This window comes from Prosthecobacter sp. (genome assembly GCF_044226605.1).
Classification (GTDB): Bacteria; Verrucomicrobiota; Verrucomicrobiia; order Verrucomicrobiales; family Verrucomicrobiaceae; genus Prosthecobacter.
On record NZ_JBGAGS010000010.1, the window covers coordinates 280840 to 302530 of the forward strand.

General features: G+C 60.0%; 26 protein-coding genes and 1 rRNA gene. 7 read left to right on the forward strand and 20 right to left on the reverse strand.

Annotation, left to right across the window (positions count from 1 at the left end):
• Positions 1 to 261 precede the first annotated feature (261 nt).
• The 14 genes from ACILSO_RS16115 to ACILSO_RS16180 all read right to left on the reverse strand — a co-directional run bounded on the left by ACILSO_RS16115 (position 262) and on the right by ACILSO_RS16180 (position 11083).
• On the reverse strand, positions 262 to 531 hold the full coding sequence (locus ACILSO_RS16115) for an addiction module protein (RefSeq protein WP_395738457.1): 270 nt from the start codon (positions 529 to 531) through the stop codon (positions 262 to 264).
• A gap of 160 nt (positions 532 to 691) precedes the next feature.
• Positions 692 to 2245, reverse strand: coding sequence for a phytoene desaturase family protein (locus ACILSO_RS16120; protein WP_395738458.1), 1554 nt, complete (start codon positions 2243 to 2245; stop codon positions 692 to 694).
• Positions 2246 to 2285: 40 nt separating this feature from the next.
• Complete coding sequence (locus ACILSO_RS16125) at positions 2286 to 3626, reverse strand: sulfate adenylyltransferase subunit 1 (RefSeq protein ID WP_395738459.1); 1341 nt, start codon at positions 3624 to 3626, stop codon at positions 2286 to 2288.
• 65 nt (positions 3627 to 3691) lie between these two features.
• Positions 3692 to 3931, reverse strand: a complete 240-nt coding sequence (locus tag ACILSO_RS16130; RefSeq protein ID WP_395738460.1) for a hypothetical protein — start codon at positions 3929 to 3931, stop codon at positions 3692 to 3694.
• A 1-nt stretch (position 3932) separates the two neighbouring features.
• Entirely contained in the window at positions 3933 to 4226 is a 294-nt protein-coding gene (locus tag ACILSO_RS16135; RefSeq protein ID WP_395738461.1) for a type II toxin-antitoxin system RelE/ParE family toxin, read from the reverse strand.
• The gene (locus ACILSO_RS16140; protein WP_395738462.1) at positions 4223 to 4489 is read right to left on the reverse strand and encodes an addiction module protein; all 267 of its coding nucleotides are present in this window, start codon (positions 4487 to 4489) and stop codon (positions 4223 to 4225) included. The genes ACILSO_RS16135 and ACILSO_RS16140 overlap by 4 nt, the downstream gene beginning before the upstream one ends.
• A 27-nt stretch (positions 4490 to 4516) precedes the next feature.
• Entirely contained in the window at positions 4517 to 5425 is a 909-nt protein-coding gene (gene cysD, locus ACILSO_RS16145; protein WP_395738463.1) for a sulfate adenylyltransferase subunit CysD, read from the reverse strand.
• 6 nt (positions 5426 to 5431) lie between these two features.
• Complete coding sequence (locus ACILSO_RS16150) at positions 5432 to 6187, reverse strand: sulfite exporter TauE/SafE family protein (RefSeq protein WP_395738464.1); 756 nt, start codon at positions 6185 to 6187, stop codon at positions 5432 to 5434.
• A gap of 6 nt (positions 6188 to 6193) precedes the next feature.
• Positions 6194 to 6850 (reverse strand): phosphoadenosine phosphosulfate reductase family protein, encoded by a 657-nt coding sequence (locus ACILSO_RS16155; RefSeq protein WP_395738465.1) that lies wholly within the window; start codon positions 6848 to 6850, stop codon positions 6194 to 6196.
• Between the two features lie 132 nt (positions 6851 to 6982).
• Positions 6983 to 7237: a 50S ribosomal protein L27 gene (gene rpmA, locus ACILSO_RS16160; RefSeq protein ID WP_395738466.1), complete on the reverse strand. Its 255-nt coding sequence runs from the start codon at positions 7235 to 7237 to the stop codon at positions 6983 to 6985.
• 21 nt (positions 7238 to 7258) lie between these two features.
• Positions 7259 to 7573: a 50S ribosomal protein L21 gene (gene rplU, locus ACILSO_RS16165; RefSeq protein ID WP_395738467.1), complete on the reverse strand. Its 315-nt coding sequence runs from the start codon at positions 7571 to 7573 to the stop codon at positions 7259 to 7261.
• 116 nt (positions 7574 to 7689) lie between these two features.
• Positions 7690 to 8490: an HAD family hydrolase gene (locus ACILSO_RS16170; protein ID WP_395738468.1), complete on the reverse strand. Its 801-nt coding sequence runs from the start codon at positions 8488 to 8490 to the stop codon at positions 7690 to 7692.
• A gap of 16 nt (positions 8491 to 8506) precedes the next feature.
• Positions 8507 to 9967: a hypothetical protein gene (locus tag ACILSO_RS16175; protein ID WP_395738469.1), complete on the reverse strand. Its 1461-nt coding sequence runs from the start codon at positions 9965 to 9967 to the stop codon at positions 8507 to 8509.
• 45 nt (positions 9968 to 10012) lie between these two features.
• A complete protein-coding gene (locus ACILSO_RS16180) occupies positions 10013 to 11083 on the reverse strand; it encodes an OmpA family protein (protein ID WP_395738470.1) in 1071 nt (356 codons plus the stop codon).
• Between the two features lie 112 nt (positions 11084 to 11195).
• On the opposite strand from ACILSO_RS16180, the gene ACILSO_RS16185 reads away from it, so the two are divergent.
• The 3 genes from ACILSO_RS16185 to ACILSO_RS16195 are packed head-to-tail and all read left to right on the forward strand — an operon-like array spanning position 11196 to position 12866.
• Positions 11196 to 11918: a superoxide dismutase gene (locus ACILSO_RS16185; RefSeq protein ID WP_395738471.1), complete on the forward strand. Its 723-nt coding sequence runs from the start codon at positions 11196 to 11198 to the stop codon at positions 11916 to 11918.
• A 22-nt stretch (positions 11919 to 11940) separates the two neighbouring features.
• Complete coding sequence (locus ACILSO_RS16190) at positions 11941 to 12474, forward strand: hypothetical protein (RefSeq protein WP_395738472.1); 534 nt, start codon at positions 11941 to 11943, stop codon at positions 12472 to 12474.
• A 14-nt stretch (positions 12475 to 12488) separates the two neighbouring features.
• Entirely contained in the window at positions 12489 to 12866 is a 378-nt protein-coding gene (locus tag ACILSO_RS16195; protein ID WP_395738473.1) for a rhodanese-like domain-containing protein, read from the forward strand.
• 415 nt (positions 12867 to 13281) lie between these two features.
• Here ACILSO_RS16195 and ACILSO_RS16200 read toward each other — a convergent pair whose 3' ends face one another.
• From ACILSO_RS16200 to ACILSO_RS16215, 4 genes are all read right to left on the reverse strand, one after another.
• Entirely contained in the window at positions 13282 to 14076 is a 795-nt protein-coding gene (locus tag ACILSO_RS16200) for a ThiF family adenylyltransferase (RefSeq protein ID WP_395738474.1), read from the reverse strand.
• 47 nt (positions 14077 to 14123) lie between these two features.
• Positions 14124 to 15155, reverse strand: a complete 1032-nt coding sequence (locus ACILSO_RS16205; protein ID WP_395738475.1) for an SMP-30/gluconolactonase/LRE family protein — start codon at positions 15153 to 15155, stop codon at positions 14124 to 14126.
• Positions 15156 to 15279: 124 nt separating this feature from the next.
• Positions 15280 to 16677 carry a Gfo/Idh/MocA family protein gene (locus tag ACILSO_RS16210; protein WP_395738476.1) on the reverse strand — a complete coding sequence of 466 codons (1398 nt, stop codon included), beginning with the start codon at positions 16675 to 16677 and terminating at the stop codon, positions 15280 to 15282.
• A gap of 40 nt (positions 16678 to 16717) precedes the next feature.
• On the reverse strand, positions 16718 to 17569 hold the full coding sequence (locus ACILSO_RS16215; RefSeq protein WP_395738477.1) for a sugar phosphate isomerase/epimerase family protein: 852 nt from the start codon (positions 17567 to 17569) through the stop codon (positions 16718 to 16720).
• A 228-nt stretch (positions 17570 to 17797) separates the two neighbouring features.
• Between ACILSO_RS16215 and ACILSO_RS16220 the strand changes: the two genes are divergently transcribed.
• The 4 genes from ACILSO_RS16220 to ACILSO_RS16235 all read left to right on the forward strand — a co-directional run bounded on the left by ACILSO_RS16220 (position 17798) and on the right by ACILSO_RS16235 (position 20141).
• Positions 17798 to 18316 (forward strand): LysM peptidoglycan-binding domain-containing protein, encoded by a 519-nt coding sequence (locus ACILSO_RS16220; RefSeq protein WP_395738478.1) that lies wholly within the window; start codon positions 17798 to 17800, stop codon positions 18314 to 18316.
• A gap of 91 nt (positions 18317 to 18407) precedes the next feature.
• Positions 18408 to 19019, forward strand: a complete 612-nt coding sequence (locus ACILSO_RS16225; RefSeq protein ID WP_395738479.1) for a sigma-70 family RNA polymerase sigma factor — start codon at positions 18408 to 18410, stop codon at positions 19017 to 19019.
• The gene (locus ACILSO_RS16230; protein ID WP_395738480.1) at positions 19003 to 19647 is read left to right on the forward strand and encodes an anti-sigma factor family protein; all 645 of its coding nucleotides are present in this window, start codon (positions 19003 to 19005) and stop codon (positions 19645 to 19647) included. The genes ACILSO_RS16225 and ACILSO_RS16230 overlap by 17 nt, the downstream gene beginning before the upstream one ends.
• Positions 19644 to 20141: a hypothetical protein gene (locus ACILSO_RS16235; RefSeq protein ID WP_395738481.1), complete on the forward strand. Its 498-nt coding sequence runs from the start codon at positions 19644 to 19646 to the stop codon at positions 20139 to 20141. The genes ACILSO_RS16230 and ACILSO_RS16235 overlap by 4 nt, the downstream gene beginning before the upstream one ends.
• Before the next feature lie 782 nt (positions 20142 to 20923).
• Here ACILSO_RS16235 and ACILSO_RS16240 read toward each other — a convergent pair.
• The gene (locus tag ACILSO_RS16240) at positions 20924 to 21277 is read right to left on the reverse strand and encodes a hypothetical protein (protein ID WP_395738482.1); all 354 of its coding nucleotides are present in this window, start codon (positions 21275 to 21277) and stop codon (positions 20924 to 20926) included.
• Between the two features lie 319 nt (positions 21278 to 21596).
• Positions 21597 to 21691 (reverse strand): 5S ribosomal RNA (gene rrf, locus ACILSO_RS16245); the annotation flags it as partial.

The window sequence follows — 21691 nt, forward strand, 5'->3', positions numbered from 1 at the left end:
TTTTTTCGTGCCGGAGGCAGAGAACGCGAATCCGCCCGGGTCGGATCTCATAGAGCACATCGTATGGGAAACGCTGCAGTTTCACCCGGCGGACAGATGAGGAAGACATCCAGAAACTGAAACCTTCTGGATGGGCTTCAATCTGGCCGAAGGCTGTCTTCAGCTTGGCGAAGAAATCTTCACCCAGTCCGGGACTCTGCTCCTCCTACCATTCCACGGCTTCATCCACTTCTGCCTGAACCCGCTTGTGATAGGTCATCCTCATCGGCTAACACGATTGATTTTGAGTCCCGCCATGAATTCATCATGCGAAAGTTCCAGACTCGGGTCGGCATCCATTTCCTCCGACCGCCGCGTCGCCTCTTCCAGCCAGGCCTGATCCACCGTCTTCTGCCAGTCTTCTGGCACACTGGCGTAAAGCCTGTCGGCCAAAGCCACGCGTTCAGCCACGGGCAGCGAAAACAAGGATTGCGTCAGAGCAGCCGTACTCATGCTGCCCATTGTCCGCCATTCGGGGCGAAAATCCATCATTCTTTGAAACTCCGCTGCTCAAGGGGTATCACGTGGGCGGCAGCCAAGTGGTCCGCTCAGTCCGCTGAGCGGGTATAGGGACGTGGTGCACGCTCGAACCGCACAGAGGATTGCCTTCGGCGCGCTTCGCGAGGTGCGGACCACTATCTTGCGCCAGCCTTCAGCATCCGCAATCCGCCAACACCGCCTTCGCGGCATTGTAGCCGCAGAGGCCGGTGACGTTGCCGCCGGGGTGGGTGGAGCCGCCGCAGAGGTAGAGGGCTTCAATGCCACTGCGGTAGGTGCCTGCGCCTGGAAAGGGGCGGTGGTAGCCGATCTGGTCATTGGCGAAGGAGCCGACGAGGAGATCGCCGCGCATCATGTTGGGCAGCAGGCGCTCGGTATCGAGGGCGCTGCGGGTGAAGGAGTCCAGAACGGCGTTTTCAAGATTGGGCGCGTAGGTTTGCCAGAGCTTCAGCATCTCGCGACCGTGCGCGTCTTTTTCGCCGTCCCAGTTTCGGGCATCGCCACGCAGGGCGTAGGGCAGCTTTTCCCACATGAAGGCGGTGTGGCGTCCGGCGGGGGCCTGGGAGGGATCGAACTGTGTGGGGCAGGCTCCCCACATGACGGTGCGTGGAATTTCGCCCCGCTCATGCGCGGCGACGATGTCGTGAAACTGCGCCACATCATCGAGGCCGAGGATGGTCATGAAGGCCTGGTTCAAGTGCGGATGTTTTTCGGCAGCGGTGTAGCGTGGTGGTTCGCGCAGGTTGAGGTTCAGCGCGAAGAGTGGAGCGAGGAGGTTGTATTCGAACGCGGCGGCCTTTTCACGCAGATGCGAAGACGCGACATCGGCGGGAATGAGATCGAGAAAAGTCTGCTGCGGGTTCAAGCCGCTGGCGACGAACTGGGCGGCTTCGATGCGATCTCCTGTGATGGATTCCACGCCGCAGGCGCGTCCGCTTCGAGTTAGGATGGAGCGCGGCTGCCAGCTAGTGAAGATCTCGCCGCCGTGCTCGCGCAGATCGGCGCACAGGGCTTCGGCGAGACGGAGGGAGCCGCCGATGCACATCTGCGCCTTGCGCGGACTGGCGAGCAGCGCGGGGATGGAATGGCCGAAGCCTTTCTGCCGCAGATCCACCTCGCGCAGGCCATTGAAGAAGAGAAGCCCGGCACGCACGGCAGGGTGCTCGAACTCGCGCATGACAAACTCGATGGGAGACAGCGCCTGCACCTCCAGCAGCGTACGCCCGAGTGCGCTCTGCTGCAGCCGCGCCACACGCTCCGCCGGCGGCAGCGGCGCATTCTGAGCCTCGGGGATCAGGATCTGCTGCACGATGGGGCGAAAGCGCTCCGTCCACTCGCGCAGGCGCTCCGCATCGCGTGGCGAGATGGCGGCGAATGAGGCGAAGGTTTTGTCGAAGTCCGTCCACCACTCCAGCACGCGATCGCCGGGGAGGACCATGGCCACATTGAGCTCGGGCTCGATGTAGCGCAGACCGTAGCGCTCAAGCTCCAGCTCGGCATACCAGGGCATGGCAGTGATGCCGCGGTGGAAAAACGAATGAGTGTTGTGCCTGAAGCCTGAGCCGGGCGGATGCTCCACCGTGGCGAGGCCGCCGCCTGCCACGGGATTTTTCTCCACCACGGCCACCTTCATGCCCGCGCGTGCCGCGTAGCAGGCGAGGACGAGTGCGTTGTGCCCGGAACCGAGGATGAGGCCGTCGTAGGTCATGGTTGCGTGTTAAAACGCCACCATGCCCCCGACTTGCGCATCAGATGGAGACTTCGACGTCTTCCGAATCGGCATCCACCAGCGGCTTGAGGATCATGCCGGCAGCCACGGTGTTGTTGGTCTGCTCGTCCACGAGGACGAAGCTGCCGGTGGTGCGGTTCTTGGAGTAGGGGTCGAAGAAGATCGGCGCAGCGCAGCGCAGGCGGACGCAGCCGATGTCGTTCAGGGAGAACTCCTTGTTGGCAGCGCTTTTTTCCAGCGTGCTGATGTTCACCTTGTAGAGCACATCGGTGACGACGGCGCGCACATCATTGGTGGTGTGGCGCAGGTGGAAGCGGCTGCGGGGCTTGAGTGTTTTCTTGTCGGCAAACCAGCAGATCATGGCGTCAAACTCCTGGTTGGTCTGCGCGGGCTCGCCGGCCTTGACGATCATGCCGCCGCGGCTGGTGTCGATCTCATCGGCCACGGTGATGCTGTAGCTGAGCTGCGGGATCGCCTCTTCCTGCGGGCCTTCAAAGGTATGAATGCCGGTGATCTTTGACTTCATTTCAGACGGATAGACGAGCACGTCATCGCCTACTTTGAAGGTGCCGCTGGCCACGCGGCCGGCAAAGCCGCGGTAGTCGTGAAGATTGCCGACTTTGGCGTCGTCGCGGTCGGAGATGGGGCGGATGACCCACTGCACCGGGAAGCGTGCTTCATCGACGGCCGTTTCCGTGTGCACCTGCGCGGTTTCCAGATGCTGGAGAAGCGACGGGCCAGTGTACCAAGGTGTGTTGGCGGATTTTTCCACCACGTTGTCGCCATTGAGCGCGCTCATGGGGATGGGTGTGACGTGCGGCAGATTGTCGAGGCCTTTGGCAAAGGCCATGTACTCGGCCACGATCTTGTCATAGACGGCCTGATCAAAGTCCACGAGGTCCATCTTGTTCACCGCCAGCACGATGTGGCCGATGCGCAGCAGCGAGGCGAGGTAGGTGTGACGCATGGTCTGCTCGATGACGCCCAAGCGTGCATCGATCAGAATGATCGCGAGATCCGCCGTGGAAGCCCCCGTGACCATGTTGCGCGTGTACTGAATGTGCCCCGGCGTATCGGCGATGATGAACTTGCGCTTCGGTGTGGCGAAGTAGCGGTAAGCCACATCGATCGTGATGCCCTGCTCGCGCTCAGCACGAAGGCCGTCGGTGAGCAAAGCGAGATTGACATGCGCATCGCCACGACGCTTGGAAGATTCTTCGACGGCGAGAAGCTGGTCTTCGAAGATCGACTTCGAGTCATACAGCAAGCGGCCGATGAGCGTGCTTTTGCCATCGTCCACACTGCCGGCAGTGGTGAAACGAAGAAGGGAGGATTCGGTGGGATTGACGAGAACGTCCATGGTAAAAACTAGATGGGAAAGAGGGGTTTAAGCGACAGCCTCAAGAGCTGGGAGAGATGGCGTGATTACCATTCATCTCCAGCATCAGAAGGATTGTTGGGGACTTTGGACAAGATGCGAAGAAACTTGTCCTTATGTGGTGACTGAGTGCACCTCAGATTCAAGGCTTCAAGAGCCTCAGCCTGCTCAATTTCGGAAACCACCATGTCAGCAACGAAGCGGGCAGGCTCTTTGCACCCCTTGTCGGCGTATTTCTCCAGGCGCTGAGCTATGGTCTCGTCGAGTTGGATTGTCAAAAGCGGCATGTTATTTGAGGCGATGACTCCAGTAACCTGGACGGCGTTTGCTGTGGGCGACGGCGACGATGCTGATCGCGTCAGGGTGGATGAGATAAATGAGGCTGTAGGGGTAGCGCTTGATACGAATGGTTCGGATGTCTGGCCGGATTTGACGATTGCGGGCCGGGGCTTTAAGAATTTTGGCAATGGTTTTATTCGTTTCTTCGATGAAGTGATCCGCAGCCTGATCGCTTCGCTTTCGATACCAGCGCAGGCCATCGGCAAAATCTCGCTTCGCTCCGTCTGCCAGCTGGACTCTCATGTGGGACGTTGGAGAGATTCGCGGGCTTCCTGAAGCACATCCTGCCAGTCGTGCATCTGGCAGGTGCCAGCCTCTACTTCAGCAACCCGGCGGTCGATCTCTGCCATCCATTCGGGCGAAAGCGGCGGGCCTTCGTCCTCATTCTCAAACTCGTCGTCCAGCGACTCGGAAAAGCGGTCGAAAAAGGCCACACGCTCTTCTTGAGTGAGGCGCTTGGCGGCTTCGAGCAGGCTGTCAACCGGACTGAGAACGACGGTGTTCATGGGTGGAGCATAGCACAGGATCGAAAATCAGAAATACCCTTCTTTTTTGCGGTCCTCCATGGCGGTCTCGCTGCGCTTGTCATCAGCACGTGTGCCACGCTCGGTCTGACGTGCGGCAGCCACTTCGGCGACGATTTCGTCGATGGTGCTGGCGGTGGATTCGACAGCGCCGGTGCAGGTGGCATCACCCACGGTGCGGAAGCGGATGGTCATTTCCTTCACGCGGGGTTTTTCTTCATCCAGCAGCGGGATGATGCCGGTGCTGGCGTCGAGAAGCTGGCCGTGGCGCTCAATGATCTTGCGCTGGTGGCTGAAGTAGAGGCTTGGCAGGGGGATGTTTTCCTGGCGGATGTACTGCCAGATGTCCATCTCGGTCCAGTTGCTCAGCGGGAACACGCGGAAGTGCTCGCCGAAGTGCTTGCGGCCATTGAAGATGTTCCAGAGCTCGGGGCGCTGGTTCTTGGGGTCCCACTGGCCGAATTCATCGCGGTGGCTGAAGAAGCGCTCTTTGGCACGGGCTTTTTCTTCATCGCGACGGCCGCCGCCGAGGCAGGCGTCGAACTGGTTTTCCTCGATGGTGTCCAGCAGCGTGACGGTCTGCAGCTTGTTGCGGCTGGCGTTATGCCCTTTCTCCTCCTGCACGCGGCCATCATCGATGGACTTCTGCACGAGGCCGACGGTCAGCGTGGCACCGATCTCCTGCACGAACCAGTCGCGGTATTCCATGGCCTCGGGGAAGTTGTGGCCGGTGTCCACATGCAGCAGGGGGAAGGGCAGCCTGGAAGGGTAGAAGGCTTTGCGCGCCAGCCAGGCCATGACGATGGAGTCCTTGCCCCCGGAGAAAAGCAGCGCGGGCTTTTGAAACTGGGCGGCAGTTTCCCGCAGGATATAAATGGCCTCGGATTCGAGGAACTGGAGATGGGTGATCGCGGACATGAGTTGTCAAATAACGTCGATAGATTTGAGAAGATTACGTAGGCTCAGGCAGGTGACAAGCACGCCTACCAGAACCATGAAAGGTTTGTGCGGGATGCGCCGGGCCGCCCACGCGCCGAAGGGAGCTGCGACCACACCTCCCACGGCCAGGCCGACGATGGCGCTCCATTCTGAGAAGCCGATGGTAAGGAAAAAGGTGATGCTGGCCGCAAGAGTGACAAAAAACTCCACCGCGTTCACACTGCCGACCGTGATCCGGACGTTGTTGCCACGCACGATGAGATTGGAAGCCACGATCGGCCCCCAGCCGCCGCCGCCCATGGCATCCACAAGCGCTCCCACGAATCCCAGCGGAGCCAGATGGGTGGTCACATTGCGTGGCGGGATGCGCATGAAGGCCTTGCCGATGATCACGAGCCCCATGATGATGAGATAGCCCGAGACATAGGGTTTTAAAACTTCACCATCAATGCGATACAGGGCATAGGCGCCGATGACGGCACCAATGACCGCCGGCACCAGCAAACGCCGGAACAAAAACCGGTCCACATTGCCGAAGGCATGATGCGAAATCGCCGAGGCGCCGGTGGTGAAGCACTCTGCGGCATGCACCGTGGCGCTGGTGTTGACTGGGGAGACGCCGAAAGCCATCAGCAGCGAAGATGCGCTGACGCCATAGGCCATGCCGAGCGCACCGTCGATCAATTGAGCGACGAAACCTGCCAGCACATAGAGTCCGAATTCGTGAGTCAGGAAATCCATGGACGCTTAAGCTTTGTCGGTGACGAGCTTGGCATGCAGGCCGCATTCGTGTTTTTCATCGCCCTTGGCGGGATCGTAGTAGGTGCGCTCGTTTGGCAGACCGTGCTCGGCCAGGTAGGCGTCCATCTCGGTGGGGGTCCAGTCCAGGATGGGGTTCACCTTGAGGCAGTTGAACTTGGCGTCCCACATGAAGGGCTGCAGGGTGGCGGCGCGCTGGGGATTCTGCTCTTTGCGCAGGGCGGTGATCCAGACTTTCGGGGCGAGTTCGCGCATGCCACGCTCAAAGGGCTCCAGCTTCATGATGCGGCTGAAGGATTCCACGCGCTCGACTTCGTCCGGCATGGGGATCTGGCCGCCATTGAGCGCCAGCCAGTGGGCCGCGGTCATCTTGGGCAGGTAGGGCTGCAGATTGAGGCCGAGCTTGGCACGGCTCTTTTCGGCGAAAACGTAGGTTTCAGGGAGATTGGTGCCGTGATCCACCCAGAGGATGGGGATGTCTTTGCTCTGCTCCGTGGCGAGATGCAGGATCACCGCTTCGTAGGGGCGGAAATTGGTGGTCACGATGGCTCCGCCTGCGGCATGAGCGAGGGCAGTCTTGATGATTTCCTGTGGGGACTGGCCACGAGCAGCGTCGTTGAGAGCTTGGATTTGATCGGGATTCATGCGAGGGGCGCGAGTATTAACCTAATTCCCGATGTGTAAAGTAGGAAATTAAAGTTTACGGGTAAAATTTGGTCACGAAAAAGGGCGCGGAGATTATCCGCGCCCTGATTCAAAATAGATTGGCCGAACTGCTTAAGCCTGGAGAGCAGGCTCGACGTTCACACGGGTGCCATCCTTGTCGAAGAGGACCTTGCCGTCCACCAGAGAGAAGATGGTGTGGTCCTTGCCAAGACCGACGTTGCGGCCGGGGACCCACTTCGTGCCGCGCTGGCGGAGGATGATGTTGCCTGCGATGACGGCTTCACCGCCGAATTTTTTGACGCCAAGACGCTTGCTCTGGCTGTCGCGACCGTTTTTGACGGAACCTTGTCCTTTTTTATGGGCCATAAGAAGTGAGGAGTAAAAAGATTAGGCGTTGATGGCGGTGATCTGCACGAGGGTCAGCGGCTGGCGATGACCACGGGTCTTGTGAAAGCCCTTGCGCTTGCGGAACTTGAAGGTGGTGGCCTTGTCTGCCTTGTGCTGGCTGAGCACCTTGGCGGAAACGGTGGCACCTGCGACGGTGGGGGCACCGACCTGGATGCTGCTGCCTTCGCCAGCGACGAGCACCTGGTCGAAGGTAACGGTTTCGCCTTCGGCGGAATCGAGCTTCTCCACGTCGAGCTTGTCGCCCTGGGAGACTTTGTACTGTTTGCCGCCTGTTTTGATGATTGCGTATGCCATGACCTGAAAGAAGTGAGAGTTCTGCGTCCTCTTTTGGGAAGAGGGGCGCGGAGGTTTCCACACCTCACCGGGTTCGGCAAGGGAAAATTCCCCTGAAAGTCTTAGAAAAAGCAAAATCAGGCCGCCGGCGCGGGCGAATTTCCAAAAAAATGAGTCAGCGCCTCCATCATTCCTTCGCTCGCAGGCCTGCTGGCAATGTAGCCGCCGTAGGAACGGACGATCTGCTTCACGGGCTCCACCGAATTGCTGGGACAGGCGATCATGCGGGCATGGCGTGGATCGAGCATGCTGAGGTCATTGAAATTGTCACCCGCGGCAAAGCAGGCGGAGGAGTCAAGACCAAGAAGGCGGGCCAGCTCGCTGAGCGCGGTGCCTTTGCTGTAGCCGCTGTGCGAGAAGCGCAGGTAGATGCCATTGCGGTGATAGCCGATCTCCGGGTACTGCCGGGCGTGCGTGTCAATGTAGGCGCAGATGCCATCCAGCTCGAGATCATTGGACCCGACAATGCCCATTTCACCCGCGCTGCCGGTGATGAAGGAGGCATTCGTCTGTGTTTCCACCATGTGCCGGATGGCCAGAAGCGACTGCTGATGATCTTTCGCAAAGCGCTCCTGGGCACGGCGCGCCTGCCGGTTCCATGAGCCGTAGTCCGTCCAGCGGCTGAAGAAGCCCGGCTTATAGATGTCGCTCTCCTGGGCGATGATGAAGTCGGGTTCGTAAAAAATGCCGTATTGGGCAAGCCCCTGGAGCGTCTGGCTCAAACTGCGGCCGGTATTGATGACCCACGCAGCACCCTGGCTGCGCAGCAGCTGGATCATCTGCCCGAAACCCGGATGATAGATAGGCTCGCTCTCAGGATGCACGAGCGTGCCATCGAAATCGAAGCAGAGAATGAAGCGATGTTTGGGAGCTGCCATGTAGCGGGGCGCGCATTCATGCCGCGAAAGAGGCCGGCTGCAAGACCGCGATCACACGCCAGAAGGCCAGAACGCACAGCGCCCAGAGGACGGATTCATAAATCACAAACACCGGCAGCCGCATTTTCCGCCGGCGGGCACGATGGACCAGGGCTTCGCTGGCCCACAGCAGGCTGAGCACGAGGGGCGGGTAAAGAGCCAGGTGGCGGTTTCCCCAGGTGAGGACGGGCATGTCCCAGCCGAAATCGAAGAAACATGCCACGCAGGCCAGCACGCTGAACAAGGCAAGCGGGGCGGTTTCAGGGTGGAGTGCCTGCCCTGCATGCGCCGCCTGCGGCGCCACGAACCCGAGGATCAACATCAGCACGAAAAGGATGCTGGCCAGGGCGATGACGAACACACCGCGCTCATGCGGGAGTGAATCAAAACTCCAGGGAAACTGCAGCACCGATTCGGTCATTCTCAGCCCCCCTTCGAAGAGCCGCTTCTTCACGTCCTCCGAAGAATGGGCGGCCCGGTAGCTGGCATAGCCTGGCCGGTCTTCTGGAGGCACCGCCTGCAAAGACTCGCGCGTCTGGTGCGCAGCCGTCCACTGCTGCATGGCGGACTCGTTTTCAAACCACCGCCAGTGGAAGGGCGCGGCGTCCCCCAGCTTTTCCTTCGAATAGGAAAGCATGGGCCCCACGGTGATCAGATGGCACACCACCAGCAGGATCATGCCCAGCCAGTGATTGCGCCAGGTCCAAAGGGAAGTCCCCCTTTCATGCGGCAGGTGGGCCATGATCCACCCCCACAGCCAGCGCAGTGAGCTGACAGCGATGAATACGCCCACCAGCGTGGTGGTGGTGGGAAGCGTCAGATTGGCCAGGGCGGAAAGAAAGCCGATCAAGCCGTAGAGCCAGAGAGAGTTGCGCTTCAGGGCCGCCACGCAGCACACCCAGATCATCAGAAACAAAAGCTGAAACAGCACGTCAGGTGAAAAAGCAGAGGCCGACGGCAGGAGCACTCCGAAGCCGATGGTGAGAATGGTGAGCAGCGCTGCGGGGACGGAAAAAACACGCGCCGCCGCCAGGCCAAGCATCAGCAGGAAAGCCAGACTGAGACCCAGCATCCAGCGTTTGCCAGAGTGCAGCACATGCTGGTCTGCCGCAGTCAAAGCCGCCGTGGCCGGCTCCTGCCCTTTGGCCACATTCCACGCAGCCAGCCAGGGCCAGAGCGGCCGCACCACGCCATCCGTGCGGTGAGGCAGCCAGTCATTCAAAGGCTGGGAGACGCTCCTGGAAAAATCAGGGCTGAGATCGGGCCGGGTTTCAATGGCGGCATTGAGGTACACCCTCTCCTGCTCAGAGATGGCGGTCGTGGTGGTGCCTTGCGATTGAAAAGCCCGGACATAGCACCAGGCAAAAAAGATCAGGCAGGCGAACATCACCAGCCAGCGTCCGCCGCGCAGCCAAAGCTTTGTGAGTTGCAGGAACACGGGCTTGACCGGTGGGCGTTCTGCGAGGGTTTGCGTAGAAAGGGTTTATTTCCTGGGCCGCACTTTGATTTCCACCCTGCGGTTCATGCCCTGCTGCTCGGCCGTGCCTGCCGTGCTCACGATCGGCTTCGACTTGCCCATGCCCACGGCCTGGATGCGGTCCGTGCCCAGTCCCAGAGATTCACGCAGCCAGCTCACCACCGCCGTGGCGCGGCGGATGCTGAGTTCGAGGTTGTAGTCCTCGCCGCCGAAGCTGTCGGTGTGGCCTTCGATGATGAAAAGCGAGTCCGGGTTTTTTTGAATGAGGAAGCCGAGCTTCATCAGGCTGAGGCGGGCAGCCTCCGCCAGCTGATCGCTGCCGTAGTCAAACAGCAGGTCCGTGGGCATCAGAATGGGGGCGGTGCTGCCACCCATCTTGCCACCGCCGCCGAGGAGATCATCGAGATTGCTGAAACCCTTCACGCGAGCGCCAGCAGCCGTTTCCGTGCCCTGGCTTTTCACCGCATCCAGCAGCCCGGTGTCCATCTTGCCACCCAGGCCGGGATCCACCGCGCCGGCATCCAGCAGCATTTGCTTTTCTGAAACGGGTTTGGACAAAACATCGCGCCGCACGCTGGCGAGATCCGCGGCGAAGTCCGGCGCTGCCATGGACTGCGGGGCGAGAAGCTTGGCCATGTCGCTGCCTTTCGGCGTTCCAGGGGCGCCATCGCCGGGGTCATTGGCTCGGACGAAATTGGTGATCTCCTTCACGTTGGGCGTGAGGTCGATTTCCTGGTTCTTCGGCAGTTCCTGCAGCTTGTCGAAGTCATCCAGCTTGGGCTCAAAGGCCTTCATGTCCGGCATGTTGCCTGGAGCGATGGTCTCGGGAATCTGCTGAATGGCCTCCTGCTCCCTGAGTTTCTGCTCGCTGATGCGGATGCGCTCGGGGACTTCACGCGGTTTGGCGGGCGTCACGTTGGCGATGCCCAGGGTGTCGAATCCGACGACGAGCATCATGTGGAAAACCACTGAGAGGATCAGCGCAAACATCATCCACCACTTCAGGCTCCAGTCGTCGCGGGAACGAAAAGAAGACTGCGGAGTGGTCCATTCGGGGGGATGGGTGACTGCGGCCATGGTAGAGGCAGCTTAGCACGTGGGCAAAGCTTTGCACGCGGCACTTTAACCGTGACATCGACGCCGCCAGTTTCGTATTCTTGGGACCACTGAACCCACCCCACCCACCACTATGAACCGACGCGCCTTCATGACCACGAGCACCGCCGCCCTGGCAGGCTCCCTCTTCGTTCCAGCCACCAGCCATGCGCTGGACCTCACCCAGGCCCCCCTGCCCTACGCCGCCGAAGCGCTGGAGCCTCACATCGACGCCCAGACGATGAACATCCACTTCGGCAAGCACCACACCGCCTACATTGCCAAGCTGGGCGATGCGCTCAAGGCCGCGAACATCAGCAAGACAGACGCCATCGAACTGGTTTCCGACATCAAGGCCCTGCCCGAAGCCTCCCAGGCGGCCATCCGCAACAACGGCGGCGGCCACGTCAACCACACCTGGTTCTGGAAGTGGATGGCCCCTGCCGGCAGCGGCCCGAAAGGCCCCGAGGGCAAGCTGGGAGAAGCGATCCAGAGCACCTTCACCAGCGTGGACGATTTCAAAAAACTCTTCGGCGAAGCAGGCGTGAAGCGCTTTGGCTCCGGCTGGGCCTGGCTCATCGTCACCAAGGACGGCAAGCTCAAGATCACCTCCACTCCGAACCAGGACAATCCGCTCATGAAAGGCATCGTCGATGAAGCCGATCTCGGCACGCCGATCCTGGGGCTGGACGTGTGGGAGCACGCCTACTACCTGAAGTATCAAAACAAGCGGCCTGACTACATCGCCGCATGGTGGAATGTCGTGAACTGGGCCGAAGTCTCCAAAGGCTACGCTGCGGCCAAGGGAAAGGCCTGAGCGCCCACGCCATCTCCGCACCATGACAGGACTCATTGAGGTCAAGCTCATGGAGTTGAACCAGTTGTTCAACTCCATGGACCCTTCCCCGTTTCACGAACGTGACCTGGATCATGACGCCGAGGAGTTCATCGTCAGCTGGGCGCAGGAGCACCCTCAGCAGCATGAGCTGAAGCTGGTCGTACACCTGGCGAAACACCCTGCCGACGTGGATGACGCACGGAAGCTCGTCGCGGACTCTGTGGCGCATTACTTCGACTATCGTGCCGCGATGACGCTGCGAGAATTCAAACGACTGATGCGGGAGGGGCGGGCCTCCTTGGTGATCGGCATGCTGTTTTTGGGCCTCTGCCAGTTCGCCGCCACCGTGCTCTCCCCTGCCGCCGCCAACTGGCAGGCGGTCGCCCGTGAAGGGCTGACCATCATCGGCTGGGTGGCCATGTGGAAACCTTTGGAAATCTACCTCTACCGCTGGTGGCCCCTGCTGAGTCTGCGAAAACTTTACCAACGTCTCGGCCGTATGTCTGTGGAGGTTCACTGCTCGACTCCCACTTGAAACTCTCCAACCCTATGAAAACCCTCCTCGCCACCCTCCTGCTCATTCTTCCCGCCCTTATGCTCGCCGCCGAACCCGTCAAACATGTGAAAGCCAATGAAGCCGCCAAGATCATCGCCGACGGCAAGACAGCCGTGATCGATGTGCGCACGCCGGACGAGTTTAAAGACGGCCACATCAAAGGCGCCAAGAACATTGACATCATGTCCAAAGACTTCGAAGCCGAGCTGGGGAAACTCGACAAGACCCAGCCCACGCTGGTGCACTGCCAGGCCGGCGGCCGCAGCACCCGCGCACTGCCGATCTTCGAAAAACTCGGCTTCACGAATCTGATCCATCTGGACGACGGCTTCGGCGGCTGGGCTGCTGCGGGTAAGCCGGTGGAAAAATGATCAGGATAGGTAACTATTCAGGTCCGGGGTCATGGGACGAAGGATGACGGCGCAAGCTGGATTTCGAACGCCCCTCACCCTAACCCTCTCCCCGAAGTCAGCATTCAGCTATCAAGCTTGGGGCGGGGAGAGGGGATTGGCGCTGTCACGCTTTAAAACTCAGTCGGAGTCGCAACGCGAACCTCCTCTCCCCGCCCCAGACATCGCAGGTCTGTGCATCCTTCGGGGAGAGGTTAGGGTGAGGGGCATTCCAAATCCACCGAGACGTCGCTGCCAGATTCCCTACCGACCTGAATCGTTACCAAAAGACAGCGGCAACGCCGCAAAAGTTGAACCAGCTCGCGGACGAACTCGACGCAGATGCCTTTTTTGGCACGGCAGAAGTCATGATTCTGCAGGACTTCAAACTGCCGAGTCAACTCTTTGCCACCACTCTCTTCACCACCTCCGCCGCGAGCACAAAACCGAACGTGCCGGTGACATGAGTTGCCGCACCGAAGCCGGCGGCGCAGTCCAGGCGCAGGCCGGTTTCGGCTCCGGTTTCGGGTTCAAGAGAGCAGGAGCCATCGGCCCAGGGGTAGATGGGTTTCTCGCTGGAGAAGACGCAGGACACTCCCATGGCCAGCGGGCGGCCTTCCTCGCTTTTGGGAAAGCCGTGCTGGCGGCGCAGGCACTGGCGCACGCCTTTGAGCAAGGTATCGGCCCCCGCGTGGCCGAGATCCGCTGTGCGAATCAGCGTGGGATCGCGCCGTCCGCCGGCGGAACCCGAGGTGATGACGGGCACTCCTCGCGCATGGCATTTCGCGATGATGAGCGCCTTGATCGAGGTGCGATCCACGGCATCGACCACGAAATCAAACTCCGGCGCAAGCAGGCGATCCGCATTGGATTCGGTGAGGAATTCGATGACGCGGTTCACGCGGCAGGCGGGATGGATCTCGGCCACACGTGCGGCCAAAACATCGACTTTCGAAACGCCGATGGTGTGGGCGAGCGCGGGTAGCTGCCGGTTTGTGTTGGTGATGCAGACGTCGTCCATGTCGATCAACGTCAGCTCGCCAACGCCGCTGCGGGCCAGTGCCTCGACCACCCAGGAGCCAACCCCGCCAACACCCACGATGGCCACGTGTGCCGCCGCCAGACGCGGCAAAGCAGCGGCCCCGTAGAGCCGTCCGATGCCGCCAAAGCGCTGCGTGTAGGATTCATCCATGCTGTCGTTTAATACGACCGCAGCAGAAGATCAAGACGCCATGGCGCCTAGCAATGATGCGCGCCGCGTGTGTTCACATGCAGCGAGTACAGGCTCTGAGAGGCAGTGATGAAGAGGCGGTTCCGCTTGGGGCCGCCAAAGCAGAGATTGCTGGCGGTCTCCGGGAGCTTGATGTGCCCGAGCATTTTGCCCTCGGGATTGAAGACGTGGACGCCGTCATAGCCATCGCCAATCCAACCGGCGCTGGCCCAGAGGTTTCCTTCCACATCGCAGCGGACACCATCGGAATTTCCCTTGGCTTTCTTGTCTGCCAGAGCGCCTTTGTTGGTGGTGAAGATTTTGCCGTTTTTCACCTTCTTCCCATCCACGTCATAGACGCGGATGTTTTTTGGTGAGCCGCTGTCCACGACATAGACCTTCTTGTAATCAGGCGAGAAGCACAGCCCGTTCGGCTTCTCCAAATCTTCGGTGATCTTGGTGATCTCGCCGCTGGGATCGATGCGATAGACGGACTCTTTGAGCAGCAGCTCCCCTTTGTTTCCTTCGTAATCCATCATGCTGCCGTAGCCTGGGTCCGTAAACCAGATGGAGCCATCCGCATGCACGGCGCCGTCATTCGGTGCGTTGAGGATTTTGCCCTCAAACTTGTCCGCGAGCACGGTGACCTTGCCGTCGAGTTCATAGCGCACCACACGCCGTGTGGCGTGCTCGAAGCTGATCTGGCGGCCCTGCAGATCAAAGGTGTTGCCATTGCTGTTGTTGGCGTTGTTGCGCATGACGGAGACATGGCCGTCCTCGGGCAGGTAGCGCATCTGCGCGTTGTTGGGGATGTCGCTCCACACGAGGTAGTTCCCCGTCCCGTTCCACGCGGGACCTTCCGCCCAGAGCATGCCGGTGTGCAGACGGCGGATGGGCGAATTTCCCTGAATGAGTTTTTCGAACTCGGGATCGAGCACGATGACGTCGGGATCGGGATAGCGCTCCGGCGTCCTGCCGGACCAGTCACGGGAAAGCAGCGTCGTGGTGGCGGCAGAAGCAGCGAAAGTGGCAAGGAAAGTGCGGCGGTTGGTGGTGGTCATGACGAAGGTGGTTGTAGCGAATGAAACGTGGCGCTGGCAAGGCTTTCATCGCCCGGCGCTCCACAAAAAAAGCCCCGGTCACATCGCTGCGACCGGGGCCTGATCAAAACATCAGCCTGCGGGATCAGATGATCTCCACGTTCTGGCGGCCGTGCTCGGCGTAGTCCTTGGCGGCCCAGCCGGGCATGGCGACAGGGTACCAGCCTTCAGCATCGGGCTTGACCGGCGCTTCAGACTCGGCGGTGATGATGTTGGGCATGTGCTGCACTTTGCTGTTGAGTGCGTCATCCCATTTCACTTCTTTGCCGGAATAGGTGGCCATGCGGCCCATGACGGCGGTCATGGTGGATTCAGCACCGTAGTAGGCGTTGTTGATCGGCTTGTTCTCACGGATGCAGGCCTGCAGCGTGTCGTGTTCCGTCTGATACGGATCTGGATCAAGACGCTTGGCGTTCTTGCCCTTGGCATCGCCGATGTCCTTGCCGCCTGGACGATATTTCCAGATGGTTTCGCCCTTGTGATTGTTGGCGTAGCAGCGGCCGCTGTTGTCGAGGTAGATCTTGCCCTTGGTGCCGGTGAATTCTTCACGCACAGCGTTGCTGACACCGGACTGGTGGCGGCACTGGCTGTTGATGCGCACACCGTTTTCATAGGTGTACTCCACGTAGTGGTGGTCAAAGATCTGGCCGAACTTCTTGTCCACGCGCTGCTGACGGCCGCCCATGCCCTGGGCGGTGACGGGAGGACCGCCAATGAACCAGTTGGCCACGTCGATGTTGTGGATGTGCTGCTCATTGATGTGGTCGCCGCAAAGCCAGGTGAAGAAGTACCAGTTGTTGAGCTGATACATGAGCTCGGACTGGCCTTCGCGCTTGTCGCGGAACCAGATGCCGCCGCCGTTCCAGTAAACCTGGCCGGAAACGATGTCGCCGATGACGCCTTCTTCTTTGACCTGGGCGAGTGCCTCGCGGTAGCAGTTCTGGTAACGGCGCTGAAGGCCGCAAACGACCTTGAGGTTCTTTTCGTCAGCGATTTTGGCCATCTCAAGAACCTTGCGCACGCCGGGAGCATCCACAGCGACGGGCTTTTCCATGAAGATGTTTTTGCCAGCGTTCACCGCAGCTTCGAAGTGATAGGGGCGGAAACCGGGAGGCGTGGTGAGAATGACGAGGTCGCAGCAGTCGATGACCTTCTTGTAGGCGTCCGGGCCGGCGAAGATGCGGGAGTCATCCACTTTCACCTTGTCCGGGGCTTTGTTGCGCAGATTGCTCAGCGCGCCATCGGCCTTTTCTTTGAAGGCGTCTCCAACAGCGTGGAGGGTGATGCCCTGCTGATTGGTGCTGAGGGCCTGGCCGGCGGCGCCGGTGCCACGACCGCCGCAGCCGATGAGGCCGATTTTGATTTCATCGCTGCCGGCTGCCCAGGCAGACTGGGCGACGGTGAGAGCGCTGGCGGCGGCAGTGGTGCCGATAAACTGACGGCGGGAAGTGGCCGCAGCGGTGGTGGTGGTCGGTGTGTTCATGGGATGAATGAATAGGTTTGACGTGAACGGTCGTAAAAAATCAGGCGAGCGCGTTTTTGATGAGCGCAAAGCCTTCGGTGTAAACTTGTTCGGTGCTGGGGAAGAAATCGCGCCAGACGCGGGTGGCGGCGGCGAGGTCTGGCAGGGCGCTGCCAAAGGCTTCGATGGTCATCCAGCCGTTGTAGCCGATCTTTTTCAGGTGCTTGATCTGCTCGACGATGTTGATGTGACCGCGCCCAGGGGTACCGCGATCATTTTCGGAGATATGCACGTGGTTGAGCTTGCCGGTGGCAAACACGGTGTCGATGGCAGCGATGGGATTCTTCTCTTCGATGTTGGCGTGGAAGGTGTCATACATCGTGCCGAAGTTTGGATGATTGACGCGCTTCACGTAGGCGGCGGCCTGCTCCATGGTGTTGAGGAGGTGGGACTCGAAGCGGTTCAGCGCCTCGATGGCGCACTTCACTCCGGCGGCTTCAGCCACGGGAGCGATGGCGCGGTGCACTTCAGCAGCGCCTTCCAGCTCAGTCTCGGTCGGGAAAGCTCCGGTAAACTGGCCCAGCACCTGGTAGTAGGGGCCGACCAGAGTCTGCACGCCGGCATTGTGCGCGCACTCGATCACGCGCTTGAGATGATCCACCGCGCCCTGGCGGTTTGCAGCCACGGGGCTGATGGCGTTGTGGGCTTCATCCGGCAGGACGGTCACGGCGGTGCACTCCATGCCGTTGTCTTTCAGCACCTGGCCGATGCTTTTGAAATGGGAGGGATTGCTCACATCAAAGATCGGCACCTCGACGCCGTCATAGCCCGTAGCCTTGAGTTTTTCGATGACAGGGTAGTTCGCCTCGGTGACGTGGCCGGTGTAGAGCAGGAGATTGAATCCGATTTTCATGGGGTGGGACGCGAAGCTAGGGAATGGCGGGCGGATTGGCAAGGTCTGTATCCGAAGATTTCCCTCGAATCGGACAACGCCCCTGCCGACGCTTCTATTGCGGGGATCTGCATAAATCCCAGGGGGGGCGCAATGGCGTCAATTTTGGCATTGAAAAGGGAGCGGCCGATTTGAATAGTGTAAGCTTCTCCCGCCGTGCTGATTTGCAAGACGGAAACCCACCCTACCATGACCGCCCTTCGATTCATTGCGATGTCCGCCACCTGCCTCGCCCTGGCCTCGTGTGAAAGCACGAAAAAGTCCAGCAGCAGCGATCCTTACGCTTCGAACTACGGCAGCGACGGCCACTACAATCCTTATCCGGGCCAGACCGGCTACGCCTCCACGACGCCGAAATACCAGACGCCTCCAGCGCCCGCCTCTTTCCCCTCCCAGCCTGAACCACCGGCCAATCCGTACGCTTTCAGCGGCACGAAGAAGGCGCCTCCGCCCTCCTCGTCCTCCTCCTCGGCTTCCAAGTCGTCCTCCAGCAAGAAAACGGTGGCTTCCCACAGCACCACGAAGAAGAAGTCCACGCCTTCCAAGTCGACGGCTAAAAAGTCAACCGGTTCGAGATATACCGTGGCCAAGGGCGACACCTTGTCTGCCATTGCGAGGAAAAAGGGGTCTTCGGTGGCGAGAATCAAGGCTGCGAACGGCCTCAGCAGCGATCTGATCCGCCCGGGACAGAGCTTAAAGATACCGTGATCCGGGGTTAGGGCACTTTTTGGCTGCAAAACGTGCTGAGAACTGAATATTTCCCCGGTTAGAGCCGTCCATAATCCGCCACTAAAAATCCATGCCTGCCTCAGCCGCGCCTGACCCTGGCGAAGTCTCAGACCTCGACTTGGTCAAACGCAGCCAAGCGGGCGACACGCGGGCTTTTGACGAACTTGTCACTCGCTATCGTGGGAGGATCTACGCCATGACCTATCACCTCATCCAGAACGAAACCGAAGCATGGGACCTCGCCCAGGAGGCTTTCATCAAGGCATGGCGTGCGCTTCCAACGTTCAAGCACGATGCCGGTTTTTACACCTGGCTGTACCGCATCGCGCACAACGTGAGCTATGACTGGCTGCGGAAGAAGAAGATTCAGGGCGATGGTGAGTTTGACGACGAGCGCACCGAGCACCGCGTGGCAGCCGGTGCTGAAGCGGCGCCGAAAGGCGACGTGGCCCCCGACACCGCTCTGCGCAACGCGGAACTGGGGCAGCGCATCCAGGAAGCGATCGCCAAGCTCTCCCCAGAACACCGTCAGGTCATTGTGCTGCGCGAAGTCGAGGGCCTGGCCTATGAAGATATCGCCGCCTTGATCCCGTGCTCGCTTGGCACGGTGATGTCCCGCCTTTTTTACGCCCGCAAGAAACTTCAGGAACAACTCCACGACGTTTATGAAACATCCCTCTGAAGAACACGATCTCATCCGCTGGCTTGACGGCGAAATGAGTGAAACAGAACGCACTCAGTTTGAGGAGAGCCTCAAACAGGATGCAGCCCTGGCCAGGGAAGCTCAGAACATGCGCGCTCTGAGCGCCACCCTCCGCGCCCATCTCCCCGCTGAAATCCGTGTCCCCCACGCCGATTATTTCAACACGCAGATCGGGGTGCGCATCACGCAGATGGCACTGGACGATGCGCGCGCAAAGCAGGTTGGAACTAGCTGGGGTTCCATCCTGCAATGGATGCGCCAGCCGTGGTTTGCACTCGCCGGAACAGCCGCAGTCGCGGTATTGAGCTTCAGTCTGATGAAGCCAGCCGAAGAGAGCACCACGCAGAGCAGAATCCTCAGCTCCTATACCCCCAACGTGAACGTTCAGGCGCACGCCTACCATGACAGCAATGCAGATGCCACGGTGCTGATGCTCGACGGCCTGGATGCTGTGCCGGCTGCGAAGAAAATCTCCGGCATAAGCGTGCACCACAGCGAACTCGAGCCAGAGCTGGCAGAAACGACGATGTTTGACGACCAAGGGGCTGCCCTGCTCCAAATCTCCCGTGATTCGCTTGGCAATCCGGTACTCTTCCCCAGAGGATGAAGGCGCTCCTGACAGTTCTTGCCCTTTTTTGTGTCACGGCCCTTGGGCGTGCCCAGGAGACGGCGACGCCGGTGATCTCCGCAGCCAAACATGCCACGGACGGCCATGTGTGGGGCGCACTGATTTTTGCGACGAATTCCGTGGAGCAGTTGACCGGAGCGAAGGAGCAGGCGCATTTGGATCTTCCCAATCTGACCCAGCGCCTGGGCAAAGTTTTCCCCTACAAGCATTTTGAGATTCTAGGGCAGCACCGGCAGGACATTTTTCGGGAGTATGAATCCTGGGTGGTTCCATCCCGGGACCTTTTCATGAAGATCGATTCCAAAGGTCCTGCCGACAAGGACGGCGTGAACCTGCACCTGCAGGTCTGGCGTGAGCACCAAGTCTTGGTCAAAAGCGATGCCGTGCTGCGCAAGGACAGCCCCCTGTTTATTGGTGGGCCGCCATGGAAAGACGGGCGCTTGATTTTTGTGCTGTTTCTGGAGAGGAAGTAGCACCCGTTAGATGCCGCGGTCGTCGCCGGCAGGCCAAACGAAGAAGAAGCCTGACACAGCCGGTCCCCTTATACCGGCAGCAGTCGAAAATAGGTCTGGACGTTCAGCCTGCTGCTAAGGCTTCGAGTAGGAATGAAAATCGCAGCCTCGGCAGGGCGTTGCGTGACCAGGATGCTCCCACTCCTGCCAGAGCTAGGCCACGCGGAAGCCTTGGGGGAGAGGGCTCTTCTTGATCCCTCAACGCTCCTCTATATCCCAGTGCCTTGTGTGGGTGCAAGCTCCTGCCGGACAGGCCGAGACTTGTTTTCAACGGTCTGAGGTATAGACCAGTTCTCGAAAAAATGGTCATTTTGACCGGCGAGCGCAGCCGCCCCAGTGGCAAGCCGGGAGCGCCGTCTGCTATTGGAACATAACAGGCAAGCGACTAACTCAGCCAATAGGACCGCTCCGCTGCCCGGGCAATGTGACAAGCTTTTGGAGAGTGGGTCTAATAGACTGACAGACTGACGATCTCGCATTGAAGGCCAGCGGCCTTCCGTCATGGAGCCCACGAATGCCGGGCGATAGCAAGTGCTTCCCTGGGTTTGCAAGCACAGCCCGGGGAGCCAACCCATCGCCTTCTTAGCACACCGCGTTCACCAGCAGCGTCTTCACGCCACCCCGCCGCAGCCACAGCCCCCGCATGCCCACCAGCCCCCAGATTCAAGCTTCACAGGCATTCCATTCGTGTGAGTCTATTCCGCAGACATCAATAACCCCTGCAAGGCGGCTTTGGCACGCGATCACCCCTCTGCATCATGCACCACGTTCGTCACCCGGCCGCGGATGGCTCCACTTTTCACCCAGCCATTGATCTTTCCCAGATTGTTGCCGATTAAAAACTCGTCGCCCCGAATCTCCCGCACCCGATGAAGCAGGTAGCTGCGCTGCCACTGCACCAGCACCACGTCATCGACCTTCACCTCACGCACATCCACTGGCGACACCGTGACCAGATCTCCGCTCTCAATGCGGCCACGCATCGACCCGCCCTGTGGACGGATCCTCTGCACCAGCACCACGTCATCGACCTTCACCTCACGCACATCCACTGGCGACACCGTGACCAGATCTCCGCTCTCAATGCGGCCACGCATCGACCCGCCCTGTGGACGGATCCTCGCGTCCTTCCCTGCGGACAGCTGCTGCAGCGCTTCATTAACCCAGCCCATCGGCGTTTCTTTTCTGGTCTATTAGTTGTTAGCCGGCCTTCTTCACAACGAGACAACGGCTGATCCACTAGGTCTTGCAGGACCTGTTTCATCAGCCTCGTTCGCGCCGGGCGGGCGCCATGGTCGCCGGTGCGCTTCTGGACGTCAGACCCCACTTCGAAGTATTGCGATCCCGCCCCGCCGGTCATGCCGCGTGCACACAAAAAACCCCGCATCCTTTTGAGGGGATGCGGGGTGATGTTTAATCTGGCAACGTCCTACTTTCGCATAGCCTTTCGCCATACTATCATCGGCGCAACAGCGTTTCACTTCCGTGTTCGGAATGGGAACGGGTGGTAC